Here is a 21,329-nt window from a genome sequence, read left to right on the forward strand (position 1 = left end):
TCAGGAGCAATGAAAATGCCCAGCGCCAACAACACGTCCCTTGATCAGTACGAGGTCTGGTTCCTCACCGGAAGCCAGCACCTCTACGGCGAGGATGTCCTCAAGCAGGTCGCCTCGCAATCGCAGGAGATTGCCAACGCCCTCAACGATTCCTCGGACGTGCCGGTCAAACTCGTGTGGAAGCCCGTCCTCACTGATTCCGACGCCATCCGTCGCACTGCGCTGGAAGCAAACTCGAACGACTCCGTGATCGGCGTGACCGCCTGGATGCACACGTTCAGCCCTGCCAAGATGTGGATCCAGGGCCTGGACGCCCTGCGCAAACCGCTCCTGCACCTGCACACGCAGGCCAACCGGGACCTCCCCTGGGCGGACATCGACTTCGACTTCATGAACCTGAACCAGGCAGCCCATGGCGACCGCGAATTCGGGTACATCCAGTCCCGTCTCGGCGTGCCGCGGAAGACCGTCGTCGGGCATGTCAGCAATCCTGAGATCGCCCGCCAAGTGGGCGCGTGGCAGCGGGCTTCGGCCGGTTGGGCCGCCGTCCGCACACTGAAACTGACACGCTTTGGCGACAACATGCGCAACGTCGCAGTCACCGAAGGCGACAAGACCGAAGCCGAACTGCGCTTCGGCGTCTCGGTCAACACCTGGTCCGTCAACGAGCTCGCCGACGCCGTACACGGCGCCGCGGAGTCCGACGTCGATGCCCTGGTTGCGGAGTATGAGCGCCTTTACGAGGTGGTTCCGGAACTGCAGGCGGGCGGCGCCCGTCACGAGTCGCTGCGGTACAGCGCGAGGATCGAACTCGGTCTCCGCAGCTTCCTGGAGGCGAACGGCTCGGCCGCGTTTACGACGTCGTTCGAGGACCTGGGCGAACTCCGCCAGCTTCCCGGCATGGCAGTCCAGCGCCTCATGGCCGACGGCTACGGCTTTGGCGCCGAGGGCGACTGGAAGACCGCCATCCTGGTCCGCGCTGCCAAGGTCATGGGCGCGGGGCTGCCGGGCGGCGCCTCGCTCATGGAGGACTACACGTACCACCTTGAGCCCGGCTCGGAGAAGATCCTGGGCGCGCACATGCTTGAGGTTTGCCCGTCCCTGACCGCGAAGAAGCCGCGTGTGGAGATCCACCCGCTGGGCATCGGCGGCAAGGAAGATCCCGTCCGCATGGTGTTCGATACGGACGCCGGCCCCGGCATTGTGGTCGCACTGTCCGATATGCGCGATCGGTTTCGCTTGGTAGCCAACGTGGTGGACGTCGTCGATCTCGACCAGCCCCTGCCCAACCTCCCGGTGGCCCGCGCGCTCTGGGAGCCAAAGCCCAATTTCGCTACGTCGGCCGCAGCCTGGCTGACTGCCGGCGCCGCCCACCACACCGTGCTGTCCACGCAGGTGGGCCTGGACGTGTTCGAGGACTTCGCCGAAATCGCCAAGACTGAACTCCTGACCATCGACGAAGACACCACCATCAAGCAGTTCAAGAAGGAACTGAACTGGAACGCGGCCTACTACAAGCTGGCCGGCGGCCTGTGAGCACGGAATTCACGCTGCAGTCCGGCGGCTACCGGGCTGTCATCACAGCCCGGGCCGCGGCACTGCGTTCTTTGCAGTTCCAGGGCCGCGACCTCGTGGTTCCCTTTGCGGCCGGCGAACCCATCCCGGATTACCGGGGAATCATCGCGGCGCCGTGGCCCAACCGGATTGCGGATGGCACCTACCGTTTCGATGGCAAGGTGCATCACCTGCCCGTCAACGAACCGGACCGGCGCACATCCTTGCACGGCCTCGCCTTCCCGCTGGATTGGGTACTGAAAGAGTCCGACGCCGGTTCACTCACGTTGACCTGCACTGTTGGGCCCACGCCGGGATATCCGTTCGTGCTGGAGCTTGACGCCCGGTACGTGCTGGACGAGGCCGGGCTGCACACGCAGCTAACTGCCCGTAACGCAGGTGACACTCCAGCGCCCTACGGCGTGTGTCCGCACCCTTATCTTGTGGCCGGTTCCTCGCCGTTGGATCAATGGGTCCTCGATTTTTCTGCGGATAGCTTCCTTGAGGTCACCCCTGACAGGCTGCTGCCCGTTGGTGTTGTGGGAGTTGAGGGCCACGCTTTCGATTTCCGGACCCCGCGCGCCATCGGCACCACTGAGATCGACCACGCCTTCACAGGAATAGCGTTCGACGCCGGCTTGGCGCGGCTTTCGCTGCGCGACCCGGCGGGCACCGGCGTCGGGATGTCCTGGGACGAAAGCTGCGCGTGGCTGCAGATTCATACGGCAGACAAGCCTATGCCGCTGCCCAACCGGCTCGGCCTGGCGGTGGAGCCCATGACGTGCCCGCCCGACGCCTTCAACAGCGGCACTGACCTGATCCGTCTGGAACCCGGCGCATCGCATAGCGCGTCCTGGACCATCTACGCCCTGTAATTACCCAACTGAGTCGCATTTGTGCGCGTTTTCAGCGGTCAAAACGCGCACTACTGCGACTTACTTGGGTGCGCCGCGCGCTAACTGTCGGCGCCGGCTGTGCTTTGGCGGACCACGAGCTCGGGCGTGAACACGACCGCCCGGTGCTTGGTGCCGCCGCTCTCTTGTTCCTCCGCAAGCAGCTCGATCGCCGTGCGGCCAAGGGCCTCGGTGGGCTGGCGGATGGAGGACAAAGGCACGACGGCGGAAATCGCGAAGTCGATGTCGTCGTACCCGATGAGGGCGATATCCTCGGGGATTTTCACAGTGCGCAACATGGTCAACGACTGCATGACGCCCAGTGCCAGAAGATCGTTGGAGCAGAACACGGCTTCCGGCCTTTCGGCTGGCGCCCGCTCCACCAAACCATTGCCCACTTGACGCCCGGCAAGGACGGTCTGCCCGGCGGAATCGAGGATCTCGATCGTTGCCCCGGCTACTTCTGCGACAGCACGCTGCGCACCGGTGAGCCGGTTGGCTACCTGACGGATGGATGGGCTGCCGACAAAAGCCAGACGACGGCGGCCCGTGTCCAGCAGGTGCCGGGCCGCAAGATATCCGCCCTCTACGTCATCCACGGAGACTGAGCTGCAGCGGTCGGTGTCAGCAAGTTGGTCCACCAGGACAGTTGGCACGCCACGTTCGCGTAGCGTATCGATCCGGTCGCCAACATCCCCAACGGGCGAAATGAGCAGGCCTTGGACCCGCTGTTCCTGGAACAGGTCCATGTAATGCGCTTCGCGGGAAGCATCCTGGCCGCTGTCCCCTACCAACACCACGCTGCCCAGAGCTGTGGCTGCGTCCTCGGCCGCTCGGGCCACGGAGGAGAAGAACGGGTTGCCCACATCCAGCACGATCAGCCCGATGGTGCGGCTCTGTCCTGCCCGCAGTTGACGGGCGGCGTCGTTGCGGACGAAACCGAGTTCGGCGATGGATTTGAGGACGCGCTCCTTGGTCCTTTGCGATACGCGGTCCGGATAATTCAGCACGTTGGAAACAGTTCCCACGGCTACTTGGGCGTGGGTGGCAACGTCTTTGATGCTCGCTGTTTGGGACATGCTTTCCAATCTCCGCTGGTTGTCATCGATTTGCAGGAAACGCCTTGACACCCCCGTTCTTGCGAGGGTAATTTGAATCGTAACAAATGAAACGATTCAAAGACGAGTGACCTGGAGAACCGCACATGAGGGTCTGTTTCCGATCTTCCGTCCAGCCGGAGCTGATGGACGAATACAAGCGCCGGCATGCAGCCGTTTGGCCGGAAATGCTGCACGCCCTCAAGCACGCGGGATGGAACAACTACTCCCTCTTCCTGGCTTCCGACGGCCAGTTGATCGGGTACCTGGAATGCGATGACTACCAAGCCGTCCAAGCCCGCATGGCCGTAACGGACGTCAACGCCCGCTGGCAGGCCGAGATGGCCTCCTTGTTCGCGAACAGCGAGCTGCCTCCGGACCAGGGATTCGAAATCGTCGAAGAAGTTTTCAATCTTGAGGATCAGCTGGCCAAGGCCAGCACCGTCGCAACCCAGCAGAAGGAACAAGCATGAACACCACAGAGTCGGCCGCCACAGAGTCGGCGCTTGGCCGCTTGGGAGAACTGGCCATTGAAGTGCCATCCTGGGCCTACGGAAATTCGGGCACCCGGTTCAAGGTCTTCGGCACCCCGGGAACTCCGCGCACCGTCCAGGAAAAGATCGCCGACGCCGCCAAGGTCCACGAACTCACCGGCCTGGCACCCACTGTGGCCCTGCACATTCCTTGGGACAAGGTAGATGACTACTCTGAGCTCCGCGAGTACGCCGCGGGCTTGGGTGTTGGACTGGGCACCATCAACTCCAACACCTTCCAGGATGACGAGTACAAATTCGGTTCCCTGACTTCATCCAACGAGTCCGTGCGCCGCCGCGCGATCGACCATCACCTTGAGTGCATCCAGATCATGAACGCCACCGGATCCAAGGACCTGAAGATCTGGTTGGCCGATGGCACCAACTACCCCGGCCAGGACGATATGCGCGGCCGGCAGGACCGCCTCGCGGAAAGCCTCCAGGAGATCTACGCGGCCCTCGGCGACGAGCACCGGCTGGTCCTGGAATACAAGTTCTTTGAGCCCGCTTTCTACCACACCGATGTTCCGGACTGGGGCACCTCCTACGCCCAGACCCTGGCCCTCGGCGAGAAGGCGTTCGTCTGCCTGGACACCGGCCACCATGCCCCGGGAACCAACATCGAGTTCATCGTCATGCAGCTGCTGCGCCTGGGCAAGCTGGGTTCCTTCGACTTCAACTCCCGCTTCTACGCGGACGACGATCTCATTGTGGGCGCGGCTGATCCGTTCCAGCTGTTCCGCATCATGCACGAGGTCATCCGCGGTGGAGGCTTTGGGAAGGATTCCGGCGTCGCCCTGATGCTGGACCAGTGCCACAACCTGGAAGAGAAGATTCCGGGCCAGATCCGCTCGGTGCTGAACGTGCAGGAAATGACTGCCCGGGCCCTGCTCGTGGACACCGCAGCCTTGGCTGAAGCGCAGCGTGCCGGGGATGTCCTGGCCGCCAACGGCATTTTCAATGATGCCTTTTACACCGACGTCCGACCGGTCCTGGCCGAGTGGCGTGAATCCCGCGGCCTGCCCGCCGACCCGATCGCTGCCTACAAGGCCAGCGGCTACCAAAAGAAGATCAACGAGGACCGCGCAGGCGGCCAGCAAGCCGGATGGGGCGCATAAGAGCATGACCACGAACAAGACTGTTGAAGACCTGATTTCCCGTTCCAACCGCCTCGGCACGGACAAGCGGAACACCAACTTCGCTGGCGGCAACACCTCCGCCAAGGGGACCGAGAAGGACCCTGTTACTGGCCAGGACGTCGAGCTCCTGTGGGTCAAGGGCTCCGGCGGCGACCTCGGCACGCTGAAGGCCGGGAACCTCGCTGTACTCCGCCTGGACCGGCTGCAGGCACTCAAGGATGTTTACCCCGGCGTCGAGCGTGAAGACGAAATGGTGGCCGCGTTCGATTACTGCCTGCACGGCAAGGGCGGCGCTGCACCATCGATCGATACCGCCATGCACGGCCTGGTGGATGCCGCACACGTGGACCACCTCCACCCCGACTCGGGCATCGCAATCGCTACCGCCGTGGATGGCGAAGCACTGACCTCCAAGGTCTTCGGCGACAAGGTGGTGTGGGTTCCGTGGCGTCGTCCCGGATTCCAGCTTGGCTTGGACATCGCCGCGATCAAGGAAGCCAACCCGCAGGCCATCGGCACCATCCTTGGCGGCCATGGCATCACTGCCTGGGGCGCCACCAGCGAAGAGGCCGAGGCCAACTCGCTGTGGATCATCGACCAGGCAGAGAAGTTCATCGCGGAGAACGGCAAGGCCGAGCCCTTCGGTGCCAAGCTCCCGGGCTACGGCGCCCTCCCGGAAGCTGAGCGCAAAGCCAAGGCAGCCGCCCTCGCACCCGTGATCCGCGGCCTGGCCTCCACGGACAAACCGCAGCTGGGGCACTTCAGCGATGACGCCGTCGTTCTTGAATTCCTCGAGTCCGCCGAGCACCCGCGCCTCGGCGCGCTGGGCACCTCCTGCCCGGACCACTTCCTGCGCACCAAGGTCAAGCCCCTGGTCCTGGACCTGCCTGCCGATGCCCCTCTGGAACAAGCCGTGGACCGCCTCAAGGAGTTGCACGCGGACTACCGCGAGGATTACCAGGCGTACTACGACCGGCACGCCGACGCCGATTCACCAGCTTTGCGCGGCGCCGATCCGGCGATCGTGCTGGTCCCGGGCGTGGGCATGTTCTCCTTTGGCAAGGATAAGCAAACCGCCCGCGTGGCCGGCGAGTTCTATATCAACGCCATCAATGTGATGCGCGGCGCTGAGGCCATCTCCACGTATGCCCCGATCGAGGAATCCGAGAAGTTCCGCATCGAGTACTGGGCCTTGGAAGAAGCCAAGCTCGCCCGCATGCCCAAGCCCAAGTCCCACGCCACCCGCATCGCGCTGGTGACCGGTGCGGCGTCGGGCATCGGCAAGGCGATCGCCACCCGTTTGGCGTCCGACGGCGCGTGCGTCGTGATTGCCGACCTGAACCTTGAGAACGCGCAGAAGGTCGCCGAAGAACTGGGCGGCTCAGACGTCGCGATCGGCGTCCAGGCTGACGTGACCGACGAAGCCCAGATCGCAGCCGCAATCCAGGAAGCCGTGCTCGCGTTCGGCGGCCTGGACCTGGTGGTCAACAACGCCGGCCTGTCCATCTCCAAGCCGTTGCTGGAAACCACGGAGAAGGACTGGGACCTGCAGCACAACGTCATGGCCAAGGGCTCGTTCCTGGTGTCCAAAGCCGCGGCCAAGGTCATGATCGAGCAGGGCATGGGCGGGGATATCATCTACATCTCCTCGAAGAACTCGGTGTTCGCCGGCCCGAACAACATCGCCTACTCCGCCACGAAGGCAGACCAAGCACACCAGGTCCGCCTGCTCGCGGCTGAACTCGGCGAGTTCGGCGTGCGCGTCAACGGCATCAACCCCGACGGCGTGGTCCGCGGCTCCGGCATTTTCGCTGGCGGCTGGGGCGCCAAGCGTGCAGCGGTATATGGCGTGGACGAGCAGGAACTGGGCAAGTACTACGCCCAGCGCACGCTCCTCAAGCGCGAAGTCCTCCCGGAACACGTTGCCAACGCAGTCTCCGTGCTCACCAGCAACGAACTGTCCCACACCACCGGCCTGCACATCCCCGTGGACGCGGGCGTTGCTGCTGCCTTCCTGCGCTAGGGCTGTCATGAGCAACAGTTCAACCGCAGACACCGCCCCGGCACGCGCCGGGGCGGTGTCCTCGCACCACGCAAGGCACGTTTTCGCCGCCATCGACATTGGCGCCTCCTCCGGTCGTGTCATGCTGGGCCGCGTCTCGCCCACTTCGGGTGTGGCCCTCGAGACCATCCACCGCTTCCCCAACGGAGTTGTAGAGCTCGACGGCGGCCTCCACTGGGACTTCGACGCCCTGTTCGCTGAGGTGCTCAAGGGGCTGGCCGCGGCCGCTGCGGTGGCGCAGGAAAACGGCGAGCGCATCGCGAGCATCGGCATCGACACGTGGGCCGTCGATTACGGCCTGGTGAACGAGGCCGGGGAACTCGTCTCTGTGCCTTACAGCTATCGAGACGAACGCAGCCGCGGCACCGTGCAACGAGTGCATTCTGTCATTGACCCTGCCAGGCTCTACGCCACCACGGGCTTGCAGTACCTGCAGTTCAACACGCTGTACCAGCTGGCGGCGGAACCAAAGCTGGACGGGCTGCAGGCACTGCTCATTCCGGACTTGATCGCCTTCCTGCTCACGGGAGAGCGTCGCACCGAGGCCACCAATGCTTCCACCACAGGCCTCTTTGACGCTGTTGCGGGAGAGTGGGCCACAGAGTTCCTGGACGCACTGGGCCTGCCCGGAGACATATTCCCTCCGCTCATCCAGCCCGGCGAAACAGTGGGCACGCTGCTGCCGGCGATCCTGGAACGGACCGGACTGCCCGCGGACACCACTGTGGTTGCCGTGGGTTCGCACGATACCGCTTCGGCCGTCGCGGCTGTCCCGGCCCAAGCAGAGAACTTTGCTTACATCTCCTCCGGAACCTGGTCCCTGGTGGGCGTGGAGCTGGACGCTCCCGTGCTCAGCGAGGCAAGCCGCAAGGCCAACTTCACCAACGAACGCGGCGTGGACGGCACTATCCGGTATCTGCGGAATGTCGGCGGGCTCTGGCTGCTCAGCGAGTGCCAACGCTCGTGGGCGGCCCAAGGTTTCAGCCAATCGCTGACTTCGTTGCTCGACGCCGCGGCAGCACTCCCCGCCGGCGGCCCGCAGATCAACGCCGACGATCCCGTCTTCACAGCTCCGGACAACATGCCGGATCGTATCCGCTCAGCCGTGCGTAACACCGGTGCGCTGCTCCCGGACCGGCCCGCCGCCGTCGTGCGTTGCATCATGGACAGCCTCGCGGCGGGTTATGCCCGTACGCTCGCGGACGCTGAACGGCTCGCGGGCCGGGGCGTGGACGTGGTGCACATTGTGGGCGGTGGTTCGCAGAACCGTCTTTTGTGCCAGCTCACGGCAGACGCGACAGGCAAACCCGTAGTCGCCGGCCCCGTTGAGGCGACTGCACTGGGCAACGTCCTGGTCCAGGCCCGCGCGGCGGGCGTCGTGACCGGTGGGCTGGCGGAAATACGGGCCCTCGTTGCTGCCGGCACCCAGTTGGAGCGGTACGAACCGGCAGGGGCGCTGGTGTAACGAACGGTCAAGCGATGACCGTCATGACGTTCCAGCCAACCCCCACCAGCACTCGGGCCATGTATCCGCCCGATGGCCTCCCGGGATACAGCCAGAGGTTTCCGGTGCCGTCGCGGGCCAGGAGGTCTGGCTGGTCGTCGCTGTCGAAGTCCCCTGGGGTCACCATGGCGGTCATCCCGTTCCACTCGATCCCCACCAGCATCCTGCTGCGCCATTCCCCGGCTGTGGTCCGTTGGTAAAGCCAAAGGGTGCCTGCGCGATCCCGGGCGAGGATGTCATTGCCGGCTTCATTGGTATTGCCCGGACCGAGGATCGCCGTCATCTCGTTCCACCCCGTGCCGATCCTGGTACGGGGCAGCCAGCCGCCGGTGCCGTCGCCGGGATAAAGCCACAGATCACCGGCACCGTCACGGGCGACTATGTCCGTCTTGCCATCGAAGTTGAAATCTCCGGGGGTGACGACGGTGGTTATCGAGTTCCAGCCCGTACCCACCTTGGACCGGGGCAGCCAGTCCGAGGCCCCGTTTCCGGGGTATAGCCAGAGGTCGCCGACACCGTCGCGCGCCAGGATGTCCGGCCGGTGGTCGCCGTTGAAGTCCCCCGGGGTGGCAATGAGGTTCATGACGTTCCAGCCAGAGCCCACCTGCTTGCGTGGGAGCCAGCCTGCGTTGGCGTTGCCAGGGTAGAGCCACAACGCACCGTTCCCGTCCCTGGCCAGGACGTCCGTGGCGCCGTCCGAGTTGTAGTCCTTGCGGATATGTTCAATGACCGGGGCGCGGAGAACTAAGATCCTGTTTCCGTCGATGAACGTCCCGTAGCCTTTGCTTCCGCCCGGCTCGAGGGTGAAATTCTCGGGATTCTCACCCATGAACTCCGTTCCCAGGAATTTCTGCGAAGGCAAGGCCCTGACCACGGCAAAGGTTCCCACTATGTAGAGCCGGGTGCCATCCGTACTGACCCGCGCTACGGGCTTGTCCCGCCCTGCGTACCCGTTCTCGAGTGCCGTGGAGGTGTTGTTCACGAGGTCCAGCGTGACCACGAAATAGGCACCGGCTTCGAAGCGGCCGTTGACGTATCTGCCGGGTTCCTGGTCCACCGCGTAACCGGTTTTGCCGTCGGGAGTCAGTGCGGGAAGGGACGGCTCACTCGTCGTTCTAATGGTCCCGATCAACGCGTCGGTAGCAACGGACACCACGGAAAGACCGCTTTCCTGGGTACTGCTGAAGGTGAAGTAGACCCGGGATCCATCCACCGACAAGGCTCCGCCGTAAACCCCCACGGGGACAGGGACAGTTTTGCTGACCGTGTTCGTTGCAGCGTTGATGACGGTGACGGTGTCATCAAACAAGTTCGGGACATAGACTTTCGCGCCACCGGCTACGAAGACTGGCCTGCCGGGGCCCGACCCTACCGGCAACACCGTTTTGATTTTCCTGGCAGCGACGTCAATGACAACCACGGAGCCGGCCGCTATGGATTCGTCCGACACGTACACGGTGGCGCCGTCCGGCGAAACAGCCAGTTTCCCGGCCTTTTCCATGGATACCGCACCAGTGACCCGCATCGAAGCCACGTCAATGATCGTCACGTTCGGAATACCGATGCCGGCAGCTACGAAAGCGGTCGTTTCGTCCCGTGAGAGGACCATGTCACCTGCGCCGGGAACGTCCACACTCGCAACGACGGTGTCGCTGGCAACGTCGATCGCGTGGAACTTATCGCCGCCCGCCGCGAAGGCACGCGAACCGTCACGGTTGAACGCAATGGAACGGGCAGGCACGGCAATGCTGGACGGCGGCTCGAGGGTCGCCGTCGGAACGGCGTTGCCTGGGGCCAGGGCTTGCGGGAAGACCGTGGGCGCCGCGTTGGCTGCGGGTATGAGTCCTGTCACCATCACAAATGCCATGACCACGGCGGCTACGCCCACACGGACGTTCGGCGCGCGGAAAATCCCTTTACTTGAACCCATGAATCCCCCCGGCTTCCGGCGTCGCGGATCTGAGCATCCGACGCCGATCGTCAAACAGTATCGATGGGCGGCGCCAAAAACCAGAGGCGTCTGGTACGTCACAGCGCCGGATGAGGGTGCCACGCTAAACTGATCGCATTATGATCCGCACAATGTTCAAGTCCAAGATCCACCGCGCAACGGTGACCCATGCCGATCTTCACTACGTCGGTTCGGTCACTGTCGACCTTGACCTCCTGGACGCGGCTGACATCCTTCCGGGCGAACTCGTCTCGATCGTTGACGTGACCAATGGCGCCCGGCTGGAGACCTACACCATCGCCGGCGAGCGCGGTTCCGGCGTCATCGGGATCAACGGAGCGGCTGCCCACCAAGTCCATGTGGGCGACCTCGTCATCCTCATCACGTATGCCGAGATGACGACGGAAGAAGCCCGCGCTTACGAGCCCAGGGTTGTCCATGTCGGCAAGGACAACAAGATCCTGCAGCTCGGCAACGACCCCGCGGAGGGCCACACCCCCGGGCTCATGCGCCCGCCCCACGCGCTGAGCAACGCGGCCCACCTCAGCAACTGAACCGCCAAAGCTAAAGGCCCGACGTCGGCACTCAAGAAGTGAGTGCCGACGTCGGGCGCGTTTCGGGTCGGTTTAGCCGCTGACGGCGGCCGTGTCCTGACACTCGAGCGCGAGCGCCCCCGATACTTCCCGTGCGGCGTCGAGGCCGCTTTCGATGGCCCCATCGATGAAACCTCCCCAACCGTTGGCAAAGTCTGATCCCGCGAGACGGATTCTGCCCTCGGGCCGCTGAAGTTCCGCCAAGTACTGGGTGAGATAGCCCGTGTAGTGCATGGGCCAGGTGGACCTTGCGTGCTCATCGGCAACCCAGTCATGCCCGGCGACGTCGAGCACTTTCAGCCCCGGAACAATGCTGTCCAGGTGTCGTTGCGCGGCGTCGATGTCGTCCACGTCCACGGCGCCGGCGTCGGGTCCGAAGCAGACGAGGGTGGTGCTGTCGTGGTCGATGTACTCCGCCTGGACGAAGTTCAGTGCCCCTGCCTCAGGGCCAAGAGCGACGAACCGTTCCTGCCGGCCTTGGACCTTGACCCATAGTTTCGCGCCGCGGCCGGCCTGCCCCTTGGCCGCCGCCTCCCTTTTTCGGGGCGAAAGAGCAGGCCGGATTTCGAGGTCGTTCAGCACGCTGAGCGGGAGGGCGAGAATGAGCTGCCGGGCTGCGTATTGCTTGCCTCCTTCGGTTGTCACGACCACCCCGGCCTCGTCCTGCTCGATGGACGCCACATGTTGGTTCAGGCGCAACTGCGCTGCTGAATCGGCCAGGATCGCCTCAGCGAGACGACGTGTTCCGCCGTCGATCTTGAAGCTCGCGCATGCCTCAAACATGAGCTGCCAGTCACCGCTGGCCACGGCGCACCATCGGAGTGCCTGTGTGTAGGCGGCTTGATCGAGCCTGCCGTTAAAGTTCAATGTCCAGAATGATCTCAGGAGCTGGCGCTGGTCCTCGGGCAGTTCCAAGCGATCGATGGCTTCCGAGAGCGTGAGCCCGTCAATGTCCGCCACGTCCGGGTTGTCCAAAGGAGACCACGGCATGGGGAAGTAGCGCCGTGAGTCGGCCAGGAGCCGGCGATTAGGCGCGTCCAGCAATTCCAGTAAACTCACGGCGTCGCCCTCGTGTTGGTGGCCGCCCGCCGTCCAATAGGCCTTGGTGAACTCCGGACCAGGAACGGCCTTGATCCCGTAACGCCCCATCTCTGCCCAAACGTACGGCTGGGTCCAGTGCACCCAGGTGCCGCCGAGTTCCAGGTTTCGTCCAAGGCGCTCGTCGAGATGCGTCCGTCCAGCTATCCGGTCCCTCGCCTCCAGCAGGATAGTGGTGTGGCCGCCCTTGGACAGCTCGCGGGCGGCCGTGAGCCCGGCAAAGCCAGCTCCAATAATGATGACGTCGGAGGTTTCCACTTGGCTCCCCCACTCAGCTGTAAACGAAGAATTCGATGGTCGGCTCGAGGACAGTCCAGCGGGTCATCGCCCCCTTGGAGAGGGAAGCCATGGAACCCTCCGTGAGCTCAAGGCGCTCTCCTCCCTTAACCTCGATGAGCAGGTGGCCGGAAACGATGTAAATGGTTTCATCCTGGTCAATCGGTAGGTCGAATGGATCCGGTGCCTCCTCCGGGGTGACTTTCCAGATGCCTCCGCTCAACGACTCATTCCCGTTGTCGCCCGGGCGGCGAAGCCATTGGACGCTGCCGAGCGCAAAGGGTTCAAACGCTGTGGGGTCAAGATGGGCATGGAAGATCCGGGACATGGTGTTGCTCCTGATTCGTGGGTTGTTCTGCGTTGGTGCGCGACTAGTGCTTGTGGGTGTCCTGGGGGTAACCCGTGGTGTTCAGAACGCTGAGCCGTGAGTTGAACGGCAGAATCACCGGTTCCGCCGCGGGATCATCCCAACCGAACATCCGGCCTATGGAGCGCTGTTCCCGAAGGTCAATCAGGAGTACCGCGTCAACCGTCATGACCTTTTCCGTCCAGAAGAAGAGATACAGGTCCTCTGCAACGGCCCAGGTCATGCAACGGTCAGTATCAGCCAGTCCTGCTTCCCCTCCGCGCACGCAATGCCACGTGAAGGTTCCTTGGTTCAAATAGATGTGCTCGTAGGTTTCGACGTCGCTGTAACGGTAGAAGATGCGTTTTCCGATAAGTCCGGGGGAACGTTGGTAGATTGCGTCAGCGGGACCGTTGACGTTGGAGTGCACGAATTCGGTGGTGCAGCGGACTTTGCTATCCCGGATAACGAATCCGGACACGGCGGTGGTGATGGCACCGGTGTTGTTGTCGAAGATTATGGTGACGTTTTCGGCGTCGGATTTTTCTTCCTTGTGCTGTCCGCGGACGAAATCGATGATGAAGATGCCGGGACGGGCCTCGATGGCCTTGTAGGTGGCGCTCCCGCTTGAAGTGGGCTCGGACCATTCCAGGGTCGTGGCGTCCTGGAAGCGGTACTCGCTGACTTCAGAGTGGTTCGTCGCGAGCCGGAGGGTGGTGCCGGACAACGCGTCCGAGGCCGGCAGGGTCTGGTCCCCAAAGCCGTCGAGCATTGTTGATACCGGCGGCCATTCTTCTTCGGGGATGTAGTCCTGGAGTTCGGTTGTAATCACGTAATTGGCCCTTTCCTGGGTGTCAGACGATTGAGGTGTTCAGACAATTTCGGCGGCGTAGTTGATGGTGGGCTTTTGCGTTCCACGAACCAGGCCGGCCACAAAGAAAAGCGGTACGCCAAGGAGGAGCCAGCGTGCTACGTCTCCCGCGCCTCCCAGCAGGACGTCATAGTTGTCCAAGGTCAGGTAGGCGACCACGATGAACGCCAGGAGGGAGAGCGCTGGCGCGATGACGGTCACCCAGAGGTTGTCCCGAATCCGGTTTTTGGCGAAGTAGGCAAGGATGGCGGCGGAAGTCAGCAGCAGGATGGAGATGAAGCCCGCCGTTCCCAGGGCCACGAACCACGCGAAGACGGTGGCCAGGGGATCAGCACCGGCCAGCAGGAACGCACTGATCACTGCCAGGACAACCAGGGAGTTGACCAGACCCGCGAGGGATGGTGCCCCGGAATTCGAAACAGAAGACAGTTTGGCCGGGAGTGCGCCGGATCGACCGAGCGCAAACAGGTATCGGGAAAACATGTTGGATAGGCCCAGAAGCATCGCTATGAAGCTGGTGACAACCAGCACCTGCATGGCGACACTGAGCCATGCACCGGCGCTGGCTTCGGCGAGTTCGAAGATCATGCCGGAGGGATTTTCCGTGGCCACCGCCTGGATGCCGTCGATCCCGATGGAACCTCCAATGGCCCACGTGGAAACAGCGTAGAAAACGCCGACAAAGGCGATGACAAGGTAGGCAGCCCGCGGGATGGTGCGCCGTGGATTCTTTGCCTCCTCGGCGAAGACTACGGTCGCCTCGAAGCTGGTGAAGCAGGCAAAGGCGAACAACAGGGAGATCCCAAGGCCCGGCCCAAAAATGTTCTCTCCCGTGAACCCTGCGAAGGTGAAGATTCCAAGCCCTTTCTGGGCTATCAGGGAGCCAACCAGCACGGCAACCACCAGCGTTTCGCCGAGGATGAGCACTCCGAGCACCCTCAGGCTGGCGTCCACGCCTTTCATGGTCAGCCAAGTGGTGAGCGCCAGCACCGCGACAACCCAGAAGTAGACCGGCAACCCAATGCCGGTGAGGCTCTCCACCAGCTGCCCGGCAAAGACGCCGAACTGCGACCACAGGCCGATTTGGAGGCTGAGATAGGTGAGAATTGCGATTCCAGCGCCGCCTGTAGCCCACTTGGTGCCCAGCCCCTTGGCTATGTACGCAACGAAGCCTCCGGCATTGGTGATGTGTTGGCTCATTCTGAGGTAGCCCACTGAAAAGAGCGCTACCAACAGGGCGGCTATGACATAGATGACCGGGGTTGCCGGCCCGCTGGCAGAGAAGATCACGGGACTGGCTCCGACCACGGCTGCCATCGGCGCTGCCGCCGCAATGGCGAAGAAGGCGACGGCTACGACGCCAAGCTTGTCCGCCCTGAGCCGGACGGGGCCCGCGGCTGGAGCGGAATGTTTGACGCCGTCTACGGCGGCGATCTGGCTGGGTTTGTTCATGAGGCTGTTCTTTCCTAAGTGCATTGGCGCCATCGCCACTGCGGAGGGATAGGGAGCCCTGCGGCTGGGGACGAATGCCCGGGCGGCGAGGCTGAAGCTGCTCTTGGTGCGGGAGGTGACGCCCGCCACACTCAGAACTATACGTTTGTATAGTTCTGAGTGTCAATGGGTTCCCCTCACTGATTTCCACACCGCTAAACTCGCTGTATGAGTCAGGAAGCACGCAAGTTGCCCTACGGAGACGGCAGGGACGCCTTGCTTTCTGCCGTCGTGGACGTTGTTGGGGAGAAAGGCCTGCGCGGCGTTACCTACCGATCAGTTGCTGCCCGCGCCGGCGTCAACCACGCCTTGGTCACCCACCACTTCGGCTCCATTGAGGGACTCCTCGCCGCCACCATGGAGTGGTCAGTTCAACGGTCCATCGAGGAAACCGGGCTGGCAGGGATCGCGGACTTTGATGAGGCTTTTGCCGACTCGCTCATAGCCACGGTCTCCGCGGAACCGGAGCTGCAGCTGTTCCAGTTCGAAATGATCCTCGAGTCCAGGCGCAATCCACAGATTCGCGCCATGGTTGAACGGCTGTACGCGAATTATGTGGGCACGGTGGAAGAAGCACTGAGCCAACGGGGGCTCGATACCAGCGGCGAAGCGTCGCTTGCCATCTTCGCTGCCCTGGACGGCCTCATGCTTCAATTCCTCACCATCAGCGATGCCACCAAAATCCGCTCGGCTGTTACCCAGGTCGGTCGGCTGATATCCGCACTCGAGGCCACGAACGGGCCGGCGGCCAGCAAATAGCGCGCGACGTCGACGCTCAGGTGAGTGCCGACGTCGCGCGTTGAGTGTCCGTATGACGGAACTCTCGCCAGAAAACGCTTACTCACCGCGGCGATGTGGCTAGGCTGTTGTTCGTGACCCAACGCTTCCCCGCCCGCACGCCCTCATGATCGGCGTCCTGTCCGGGTTCTTCGTGGTGTGGGCCATCATCCTGGTGGGCATGTTCGTCGGGCGCCGCGGGATCCTGGGTGAGAATGCCCGCTCCGTGTTGAGCTCGTTGACGTTCTTCGTCGCAAGCCCGGCCCTGCTGTTTGAAACCCTGAGCAAGGCGAAGCTGCACGAGGTGTTTGCCGCTCCCTTGCTGGTCACCGCGGTGGGGGCCATGATCACGGGGCTGCTGTTTTTCCTGATCGTAAAGTTCTGGCTGAAGCGCTCTATGCCCGAGGCCCTGATGTCGTCTATGAGTTCTTCATTGGCGAACTCCGCGAACCTTGGCATCCCCATTGCGGTGTTTGTCCTGGGTGACGCGAGCTACGTTGCGCCGCTGCTGATCTTCCAGCTCGCGTTCTTCACTCCCCTGTACTTGATGGCCTTGGACGCGAGCACGAGTACGCACCGCACCACTCCCCTGCGTTTCCTGCTGATGATCGTGAAGAACCCGATGATCGTGGGCTCGGGGCTTGGACTTCTGGTGGCAGGAACGGGTTTCCAGGTACCGACGCTCATTCTGGAGCCGATCCACCTGATTGGGGGCGCTGCGATTCCGGCCATGTTGATGGCGTTCGGTATGAGCCTGAATGGGTCAAGGCCTTTGCAGAAGGATGCCGGCCGCCGCCTGGACACTTTGCTGGCCAGCGGGTTCAAGCTGTTCGTGCACCCTTCAATCGCTTACGTTTTTGCCCGTTTTGCCTTGGGGATGGACGGCCACGCGCTGTTCGCCGTGGTGGTGACGGCAGCACTCCCTACGGCCCAGAACGTGTTCGTCGCCGCCACCCGCTACCGTGCGGGCGTCACCGTTGCTAAGGACACCGTGCTCATCACGACAATCGTCGCCGTGCCCGCGATGATCGCCGTGGCACTGCTCCTCACCTAATCGCCCCGCCTCCCCCAACTAGGTCGCAGTTGAGCGCGTTTTGGGCGCTCAAAACGCGCTCAACTGCGACTCAGTTGGGCTACTCCACGTCTGCGCTGGCCAGGTAATGGTCCAGGAGCTGTGCACACCGGATGAAGCCCAGGTGCGAGTACGCCTGCGGGTGGTTCCCCAGATGCGTTTCCGAGGCAGGATCGTACTCCTCCGGCAGCAGGCCAGTAGGACCAAACAAAGCCACCAGCTGGTTGAACAGTTCCAGGGCATCGTCCAAGCGGCCAACAGCAAGGTACGCCTCGATCAGCCAGGTAGTACAGATGTGGAAGCCGCCCTCCAAACCCGGCAGGCCGTCGTCGTACCTGTACCTAAAGACGGTGGGACCCACCCGCAATTCGCGCTCAACAGCCGTTACGGTATCCAGGAACCGCTGGTCCTGGACATCCAGCAGGCCGGACAAGCCGATATGCAGCACTGCGGCATCCAGGTCGGGGCTGTCGTACGCCACGGTGTAGGACCGTGCGGACTCGTCCCAGCCCTTCCGCAGGACTTCCTTCCGGATCCTGGCGGCTGTCGGCGCCCAGTCCTCGTGTGGCACACGACCATGCAAAGCAGCAGCCCGCAAGGCCCTGTCCAGCGTCACCCAACACATGACCTTTGTGTAAACGTGGTGCCGTGGCGGTCGGCGCGCTTCCCAGATTCCGTGGTCCGGCTCGTGCCAGCGGGCAATGACGGCGTGGGCCATCTGCTCCATCAGGAACCAATGCTCATCCGGCAGGTACCCGCGCCGCTCGCCAAGATCATGAATCAGCTCGGCAATCGGCCCGAAGACGTCCAGCTGCACCTGGTGGTCCGCAGCGTTCCCGATCCTCACCGGACGCGAACCGGCGTAGCCTGGAAGGCTCTCGACGATCGCTTCCGTGGACAGCGGGGCACCGGTCACCGAGTACAGCGGGTGGAGCCACTCCGGCCCGGGCGCAGTTTCCAGGATGCGGCCAAGCCAACGAAGGAACCCGTCGGCCTCGTCCGTAGAGCCCAAGCTCACCAAGGAATTTACGGTCATGGACCCGTCGCGAAGCCAGCAATACCGGTAGTCCCAGTTGCGCGTCCCGCCAATTCCCTCCGGCAAGGAGGTAGTTGGCGCCGCAAGGACAGCACCCGTGGGCTCATGCACCAGCGACCTCAGAACCAGCGCCGAGCGCCGCACCAGCGCGGTCTTGATGGTGGGCAGCTGCAGCGTCCTGACCCACTCCCGGGCGGACTGCCCGACGGCGGCACGCCGCGCCGGCTCTCCAACCGGGTCCGCGGGTGGCGGCTCTGTGTCTCCGCAGCGCAGGTTCAGCACAACGGGACCATATTGCAGCGGCACTTCCGCGGTGGCAGTGGCGTACCTGCCGTCGCTGGTGAGCTGGAAGGCAACCCCGGGCGCCGAGAGGATGATGGGATCCGAGGTGCCCATGATGTGGACTTCCTCGCCACGGATCTCCATGCTGAACGGGGCAGTGGCATAGTCCGGCCGGGGCGCGAAGACTATCCGGGCCGTGCCCGTGCCGGACAGAACACGGACCAGGCTGGTGATGCCTTCAGGCGCGGGCTCAAGATAGTCCGTCACCGTGACGTCGGCCCAACGGGTCTCCACGATCATGGTGTTGTCCACATAGCGCTGGGCGAGTACCTGCGAGGGTTTGACTGGCTCGATGCTGAAGTGGCCTGCTGGCTCTCCGCCCAGGATATGGGCAAACAGGGACCCCGAGTCCGGCAGGGGGTGGGTCATCCAGCAAACCTTGGCGTCAGGGGTGAGCAACGCCGTCGACGTGCCATTCCCGATCATCGAATGCCGCTCGAGCCCCACGGCGTCCTCGCCGAACAGCCACGCCCGCCGCAGTTCGAACAACAAAGCCAGCACGCGTGCAAAGGCTTCCGGGTCCGGAATGGTGTGTGCCGCCGTCGTACTCCCGGGCCCGACGTGAAGGCCCAGGTCAGGACCGCGCAAAGTGGCGAGCGCCTTTTCGTCGCTTTCGGCGTCGCCCGCGTAAAGGGCAGCGCTCACACCCAGGCGCGAGCGAAGCTGCTCCAGGGCCTGGCCCTTGGCCGGTTCCTCAACGGTAAGGTCCAGCACGGAGCCGTCGATGATGAAGTAGAGCCCGTACTCAATGGCAATCTGCTGGGAACGGAAGATGACGCGTTCCACCACTTCCGGCGTCGCGGGCCGGGTGTGGACAGCAACGCCCACCGGCTTGCGGACGATGCTGATGCCTTTCTCGAAGGCGACCGCTTCAGTCAATGCCGTGGCCACCTGCTGGAGCAGGGTTTCCGTGGCCAGGGACAGGGTGTACGCATAGCCCATGTCGAACTCCACGCCGTGGGAGCCCACCAAATGAACTTCGGCCGGCAGCCTGGACACTGCAGCAAGGTCGCGCAATGACCGGCCGGAAATGATGGCGGTATGCGTATTGGGAAGTGCTGCGAGCGCACGGAGAGCCACAGCGGCACTGTCCAGCGGCAGGGTCTCGGTGGAGGTCCCTTCAGCTGAGCAAAGAGTGCCGCCATAGTTGCACGCCACCAGCAGGCCCGGGACGCGCGCAATGGCCCTAAGCTCCGCCATCAACTGCGGTGTGATGCCCTGCTGCGCGTCCGTCCGGAGCAAGGTCCGGAGCAGGCCAAGCGGCAACGAGTTCATCAGCAGCGCGGAGTCAGCGGCTGATTGGTTTAAGGGCGTAGGCATAGCGGATCCTTCCACTGCAGATAGCTATAGTCTCCGCCTGTGGAGTTTCGGCGTCATGCCTGAATCATTGCAAATGCGTAAAGCTTTCGAATTTATTTTCGATGCCGGGCCCTACGCGCTGACAAGCCCCGCAACCTCGGCAACCAGTTCCACCGACCGCAGGCGTTCCTGTGTGCCAATGCTCTGGTGGGCAACGATGAGTTCGTCCGCATCGGCGTGCTTCGCGAACTCGTCAAGGTAGTCGCGCACAACGTCCGGCGTGCCGACTGCGGAGTACTTCATCATTTGGGAAATGTGCTGGCCTTGCGGGGAATCCAGAACCATATCCGCTTCGTCATCCGTGAACTGCCGGCCGCCGCCAAAGAACAACGAGACACGGGCCCGCTTCACGGCGAGGTGGATCGCCTGGGCCTCGGCATTGCTGTCCGCTGCAGTGACGTTAACCCCTGCGATCACGTGCGGTTCGGACAACTGTTCCGAGGGCTTGAAGTCCCTGCGGTAAATAGCCACGGCATCCTGCAAGGCGGCAGGCGCGAAGTGCGAAGCGAAAGCGTAGGGCAGCCCAAGCTGCGCAGCCAGCTGTGCTCCAAAGAGCGAGGAACCCAGGATGTACAGCGGCACGTTGGTGCCCTTGCCCGGCGTCGCTTCGACTCCCTGGATGCGGGTGGGTCCGGTGAGGTAGCCCTGCAGTTCCAGGACATCCTGCGGGAAAGCATCCGAGGACGTATGGTCGCGGCGAAGCGCACGCATGGTGTTCTGGTCACTGCCCGGGGCGCGGCCAAGGCCCAGATCGATGCGTCCCGGGTGCAGCGTCTCCAAGGTGCCGAACTGCTCGGCAATGGTCAACGGCGAGTGGTTCGGAAGCATGACGCCACCTGCACCAAGCCGGATGGTGTTGGTGTGGGCGGCGACGTGAGCGATCAGCACGCTCGTTGCCGAGGAAGCGATGGCTGACATGTTGTGGTGCTCGGCGTACCAGACCCGGCGGTAGCCCAGCTCTTCGGCCTTCTGCGCCATGGCCACGCTGCCGGCGAGGCTTTCCGCCACGGTCTGGCCCTTTCCGATGGTTGCCAGGTCCAGGATGGAAAGAGGAACAGTCACGGGGATGCCTTTCGGTACGTTTCGCGGCACCCGCACTGTTGATGGCGGGCACTCTAGCGACAACGACGGCGGTCCCCGGCTTATTTCTGTGAGTTGCGTCGCGCAGGGGCTTCTTCCGGTTTCTCCGGAAGCGTTTGTGACCTCGTTCGACTCCCGATTAACCGCAATTACCCCCTGTATCCCAGCGTTTCAGAATGCTTTGACCGCGTTCCCGCCCTGCTGGATAGTTGCAGCCACAAGTACGCATCTGACGTCCCAGTGAGGGATAAATAA

17 protein-coding genes are annotated in these 21,329 nt (G+C 63.3%); 9 read left to right on the top strand and 8 right to left on the bottom strand.

Annotated elements, in window-relative coordinates; all coding sequences use genetic code 11:
• Positions 1 to 15 precede the first annotated feature (15 nt).
• A complete protein-coding gene (gene araA, locus LDN82_RS19920; protein ID WP_224167585.1) occupies positions 16 to 1,536 on the top strand; it encodes an L-arabinose isomerase in 1,521 nt (506 codons plus the stop codon).
• Positions 1,533 to 2,429 carry an aldose 1-epimerase family protein gene (locus LDN82_RS19925; RefSeq protein ID WP_224165563.1) on the top strand — a complete coding sequence of 299 codons (897 nt, stop codon included), beginning with the start codon at positions 1,533 to 1,535 and terminating at the stop codon, positions 2,427 to 2,429. The genes araA and LDN82_RS19925 overlap by 4 nt, the downstream gene beginning before the upstream one ends.
• A gap of 80 nt (positions 2,430 to 2,509) precedes the next feature.
• Here LDN82_RS19925 and LDN82_RS19930 read toward each other — a convergent pair whose 3' ends face one another.
• Entirely contained in the window at positions 2,510 to 3,526 is a 1,017-nt protein-coding gene (locus tag LDN82_RS19930; RefSeq protein ID WP_224165564.1) for a LacI family DNA-binding transcriptional regulator, read from the bottom strand.
• 125 nt (positions 3,527 to 3,651) lie between these two features.
• Between LDN82_RS19930 and LDN82_RS19935 the strand changes: the two genes are divergently transcribed.
• Genes LDN82_RS19935 through LDN82_RS19950 form a run of 4 tightly spaced genes read left to right on the top strand, consistent with a single transcriptional unit; the run spans position 3,652 to position 8,743 of the window.
• On the top strand, positions 3,652 to 4,017 hold the full coding sequence (locus LDN82_RS19935) for an L-rhamnose mutarotase (protein WP_224165565.1): 366 nt from the start codon (positions 3,652 to 3,654) through the stop codon (positions 4,015 to 4,017).
• Entirely contained in the window at positions 4,014 to 5,195 is a 1,182-nt protein-coding gene (rhaI, locus tag LDN82_RS19940; protein WP_224165566.1) for an L-rhamnose isomerase, read from the top strand. The genes LDN82_RS19935 and rhaI overlap by 4 nt, the downstream gene beginning before the upstream one ends.
• Before the next feature lie 4 nt (positions 5,196 to 5,199).
• A complete protein-coding gene (locus LDN82_RS19945; RefSeq protein ID WP_224165567.1) occupies positions 5,200 to 7,239 on the top strand; it encodes a bifunctional aldolase/short-chain dehydrogenase in 2,040 nt (679 codons plus the stop codon).
• 7 nt (positions 7,240 to 7,246) lie between these two features.
• A complete protein-coding gene (locus LDN82_RS19950) occupies positions 7,247 to 8,743 on the top strand; it encodes a rhamnulokinase family protein (protein WP_224165568.1) in 1,497 nt (498 codons plus the stop codon).
• Between the two features lie 7 nt (positions 8,744 to 8,750).
• On the opposite strand, the gene LDN82_RS19955 is transcribed toward LDN82_RS19950, so the two are convergent.
• Positions 8,751 to 10,712: an FG-GAP-like repeat-containing protein gene (locus LDN82_RS19955; protein WP_224165569.1), complete on the bottom strand. Its 1,962-nt coding sequence runs from the start codon at positions 10,710 to 10,712 to the stop codon at positions 8,751 to 8,753.
• Between the two features lie 140 nt (positions 10,713 to 10,852).
• On the opposite strand from LDN82_RS19955, the gene panD reads away from it, so the two are divergent.
• Positions 10,853 to 11,287 carry an aspartate 1-decarboxylase gene (gene panD / locus LDN82_RS19960; RefSeq protein WP_224165570.1) on the top strand — a complete coding sequence of 145 codons (435 nt, stop codon included), beginning with the start codon at positions 10,853 to 10,855 and terminating at the stop codon, positions 11,285 to 11,287.
• A 72-nt stretch (positions 11,288 to 11,359) separates the two neighbouring features.
• Here panD and LDN82_RS19965 read toward each other — a convergent pair whose 3' ends face one another.
• From LDN82_RS19965 to LDN82_RS19980, 4 genes are read right to left on the bottom strand one after another with little or no spacing between them, the layout of a single operon-like run.
• Positions 11,360 to 12,682: an NAD(P)/FAD-dependent oxidoreductase gene (locus tag LDN82_RS19965; RefSeq protein WP_224165571.1), complete on the bottom strand. Its 1,323-nt coding sequence runs from the start codon at positions 12,680 to 12,682 to the stop codon at positions 11,360 to 11,362.
• A gap of 13 nt (positions 12,683 to 12,695) precedes the next feature.
• Positions 12,696 to 13,028, bottom strand: a complete 333-nt coding sequence (locus LDN82_RS19970) for a cupin domain-containing protein (protein WP_224165572.1) — start codon at positions 13,026 to 13,028, stop codon at positions 12,696 to 12,698.
• 43 nt (positions 13,029 to 13,071) lie between these two features.
• Positions 13,072 to 13,878, bottom strand: coding sequence for a MoaF C-terminal domain-containing protein (locus LDN82_RS19975; RefSeq protein WP_224165573.1), 807 nt, complete (start codon positions 13,876 to 13,878; stop codon positions 13,072 to 13,074).
• A gap of 39 nt (positions 13,879 to 13,917) precedes the next feature.
• Complete coding sequence (locus LDN82_RS19980; RefSeq protein ID WP_224165574.1) at positions 13,918 to 15,369, bottom strand: APC family permease; 1,452 nt, start codon at positions 15,367 to 15,369, stop codon at positions 13,918 to 13,920.
• A 207-nt stretch (positions 15,370 to 15,576) separates the two neighbouring features.
• Here LDN82_RS19980 and LDN82_RS19985 point away from each other — a divergent pair, with 207 nt between their 5' ends.
• Both LDN82_RS19985 and LDN82_RS19990 read left to right on the top strand, forming a co-directional pair.
• A complete protein-coding gene (locus tag LDN82_RS19985) occupies positions 15,577 to 16,167 on the top strand; it encodes a TetR family transcriptional regulator (protein ID WP_224165575.1) in 591 nt (196 codons plus the stop codon).
• Between the two features lie 145 nt (positions 16,168 to 16,312).
• Positions 16,313 to 17,239, top strand: coding sequence for an AEC family transporter (locus tag LDN82_RS19990; RefSeq protein WP_224165576.1), 927 nt, complete (start codon positions 16,313 to 16,315; stop codon positions 17,237 to 17,239).
• A 79-nt stretch (positions 17,240 to 17,318) separates the two neighbouring features.
• On the opposite strand, the gene LDN82_RS19995 is transcribed toward LDN82_RS19990, so the two are convergent.
• Entirely contained in the window at positions 17,319 to 19,955 is a 2,637-nt protein-coding gene (locus tag LDN82_RS19995) for a trehalase-like domain-containing protein (RefSeq protein WP_224165577.1), read from the bottom strand.
• A 111-nt stretch (positions 19,956 to 20,066) separates the two neighbouring features.
• Complete coding sequence (locus LDN82_RS20000; protein WP_224089414.1) at positions 20,067 to 21,056, bottom strand: LLM class flavin-dependent oxidoreductase; 990 nt, start codon at positions 21,054 to 21,056, stop codon at positions 20,067 to 20,069.
• Positions 21,057 to 21,329 lie beyond the last annotated feature (273 nt).

It is taken from the genome of Arthrobacter sp. StoSoilA2, from assembly GCF_019977195.1.
In the GTDB taxonomy this organism is placed as follows: Bacteria; Actinomycetota; Actinomycetes; order Actinomycetales; family Micrococcaceae; genus Arthrobacter.

Excerpts from the sequence above, each read along its gene's own strand:
- araA (WP_224167585.1), top strand. The coding sequence starts at position 16 with ATGCCCAGCGCCAACAACACGTCCCTTGATCAGTACGAGGTCTGGTTC.
- LDN82_RS19930 (WP_224165564.1), bottom strand. The coding sequence starts at position 3,526 with ATGTCCCAAACAGCGAGCATCAAAGACGTTGCCACCCACGCCCAAGTA.
- LDN82_RS19935 (WP_224165565.1), top strand. The coding sequence starts at position 3,652 with ATGAGGGTCTGTTTCCGATCTTCCGTCCAGCCGGAGCTGATGGACGAA.
- rhaI (WP_224165566.1), top strand. The coding sequence starts at position 4,014 with ATGAACACCACAGAGTCGGCCGCCACAGAGTCGGCGCTTGGCCGCTTG.
- LDN82_RS19945 (WP_224165567.1), top strand. The coding sequence starts at position 5,200 with ATGACCACGAACAAGACTGTTGAAGACCTGATTTCCCGTTCCAACCGC.
- LDN82_RS19950 (WP_224165568.1), top strand. The coding sequence starts at position 7,247 with ATGAGCAACAGTTCAACCGCAGACACCGCCCCGGCACGCGCCGGGGCG.
- LDN82_RS19955 (WP_224165569.1), bottom strand. The coding sequence starts at position 10,712 with ATGGGTTCAAGTAAAGGGATTTTCCGCGCGCCGAACGTCCGTGTGGGC.
- panD (WP_224165570.1), top strand. The coding sequence starts at position 10,853 with ATGATCCGCACAATGTTCAAGTCCAAGATCCACCGCGCAACGGTGACC.
- LDN82_RS19970 (WP_224165572.1), bottom strand. The coding sequence starts at position 13,028 with ATGTCCCGGATCTTCCATGCCCATCTTGACCCCACAGCGTTTGAACCC.
- LDN82_RS19980 (WP_224165574.1), bottom strand. The coding sequence starts at position 15,369 with ATGAACAAACCCAGCCAGATCGCCGCCGTAGACGGCGTCAAACATTCC.
- LDN82_RS19985 (WP_224165575.1), top strand. The coding sequence starts at position 15,577 with ATGAGTCAGGAAGCACGCAAGTTGCCCTACGGAGACGGCAGGGACGCC.
- LDN82_RS19990 (WP_224165576.1), top strand. The coding sequence starts at position 16,313 with ATGATCGGCGTCCTGTCCGGGTTCTTCGTGGTGTGGGCCATCATCCTG.
- LDN82_RS19995 (WP_224165577.1), bottom strand. The coding sequence starts at position 19,955 with ATGCCTACGCCCTTAAACCAATCAGCCGCTGACTCCGCGCTGCTGATG.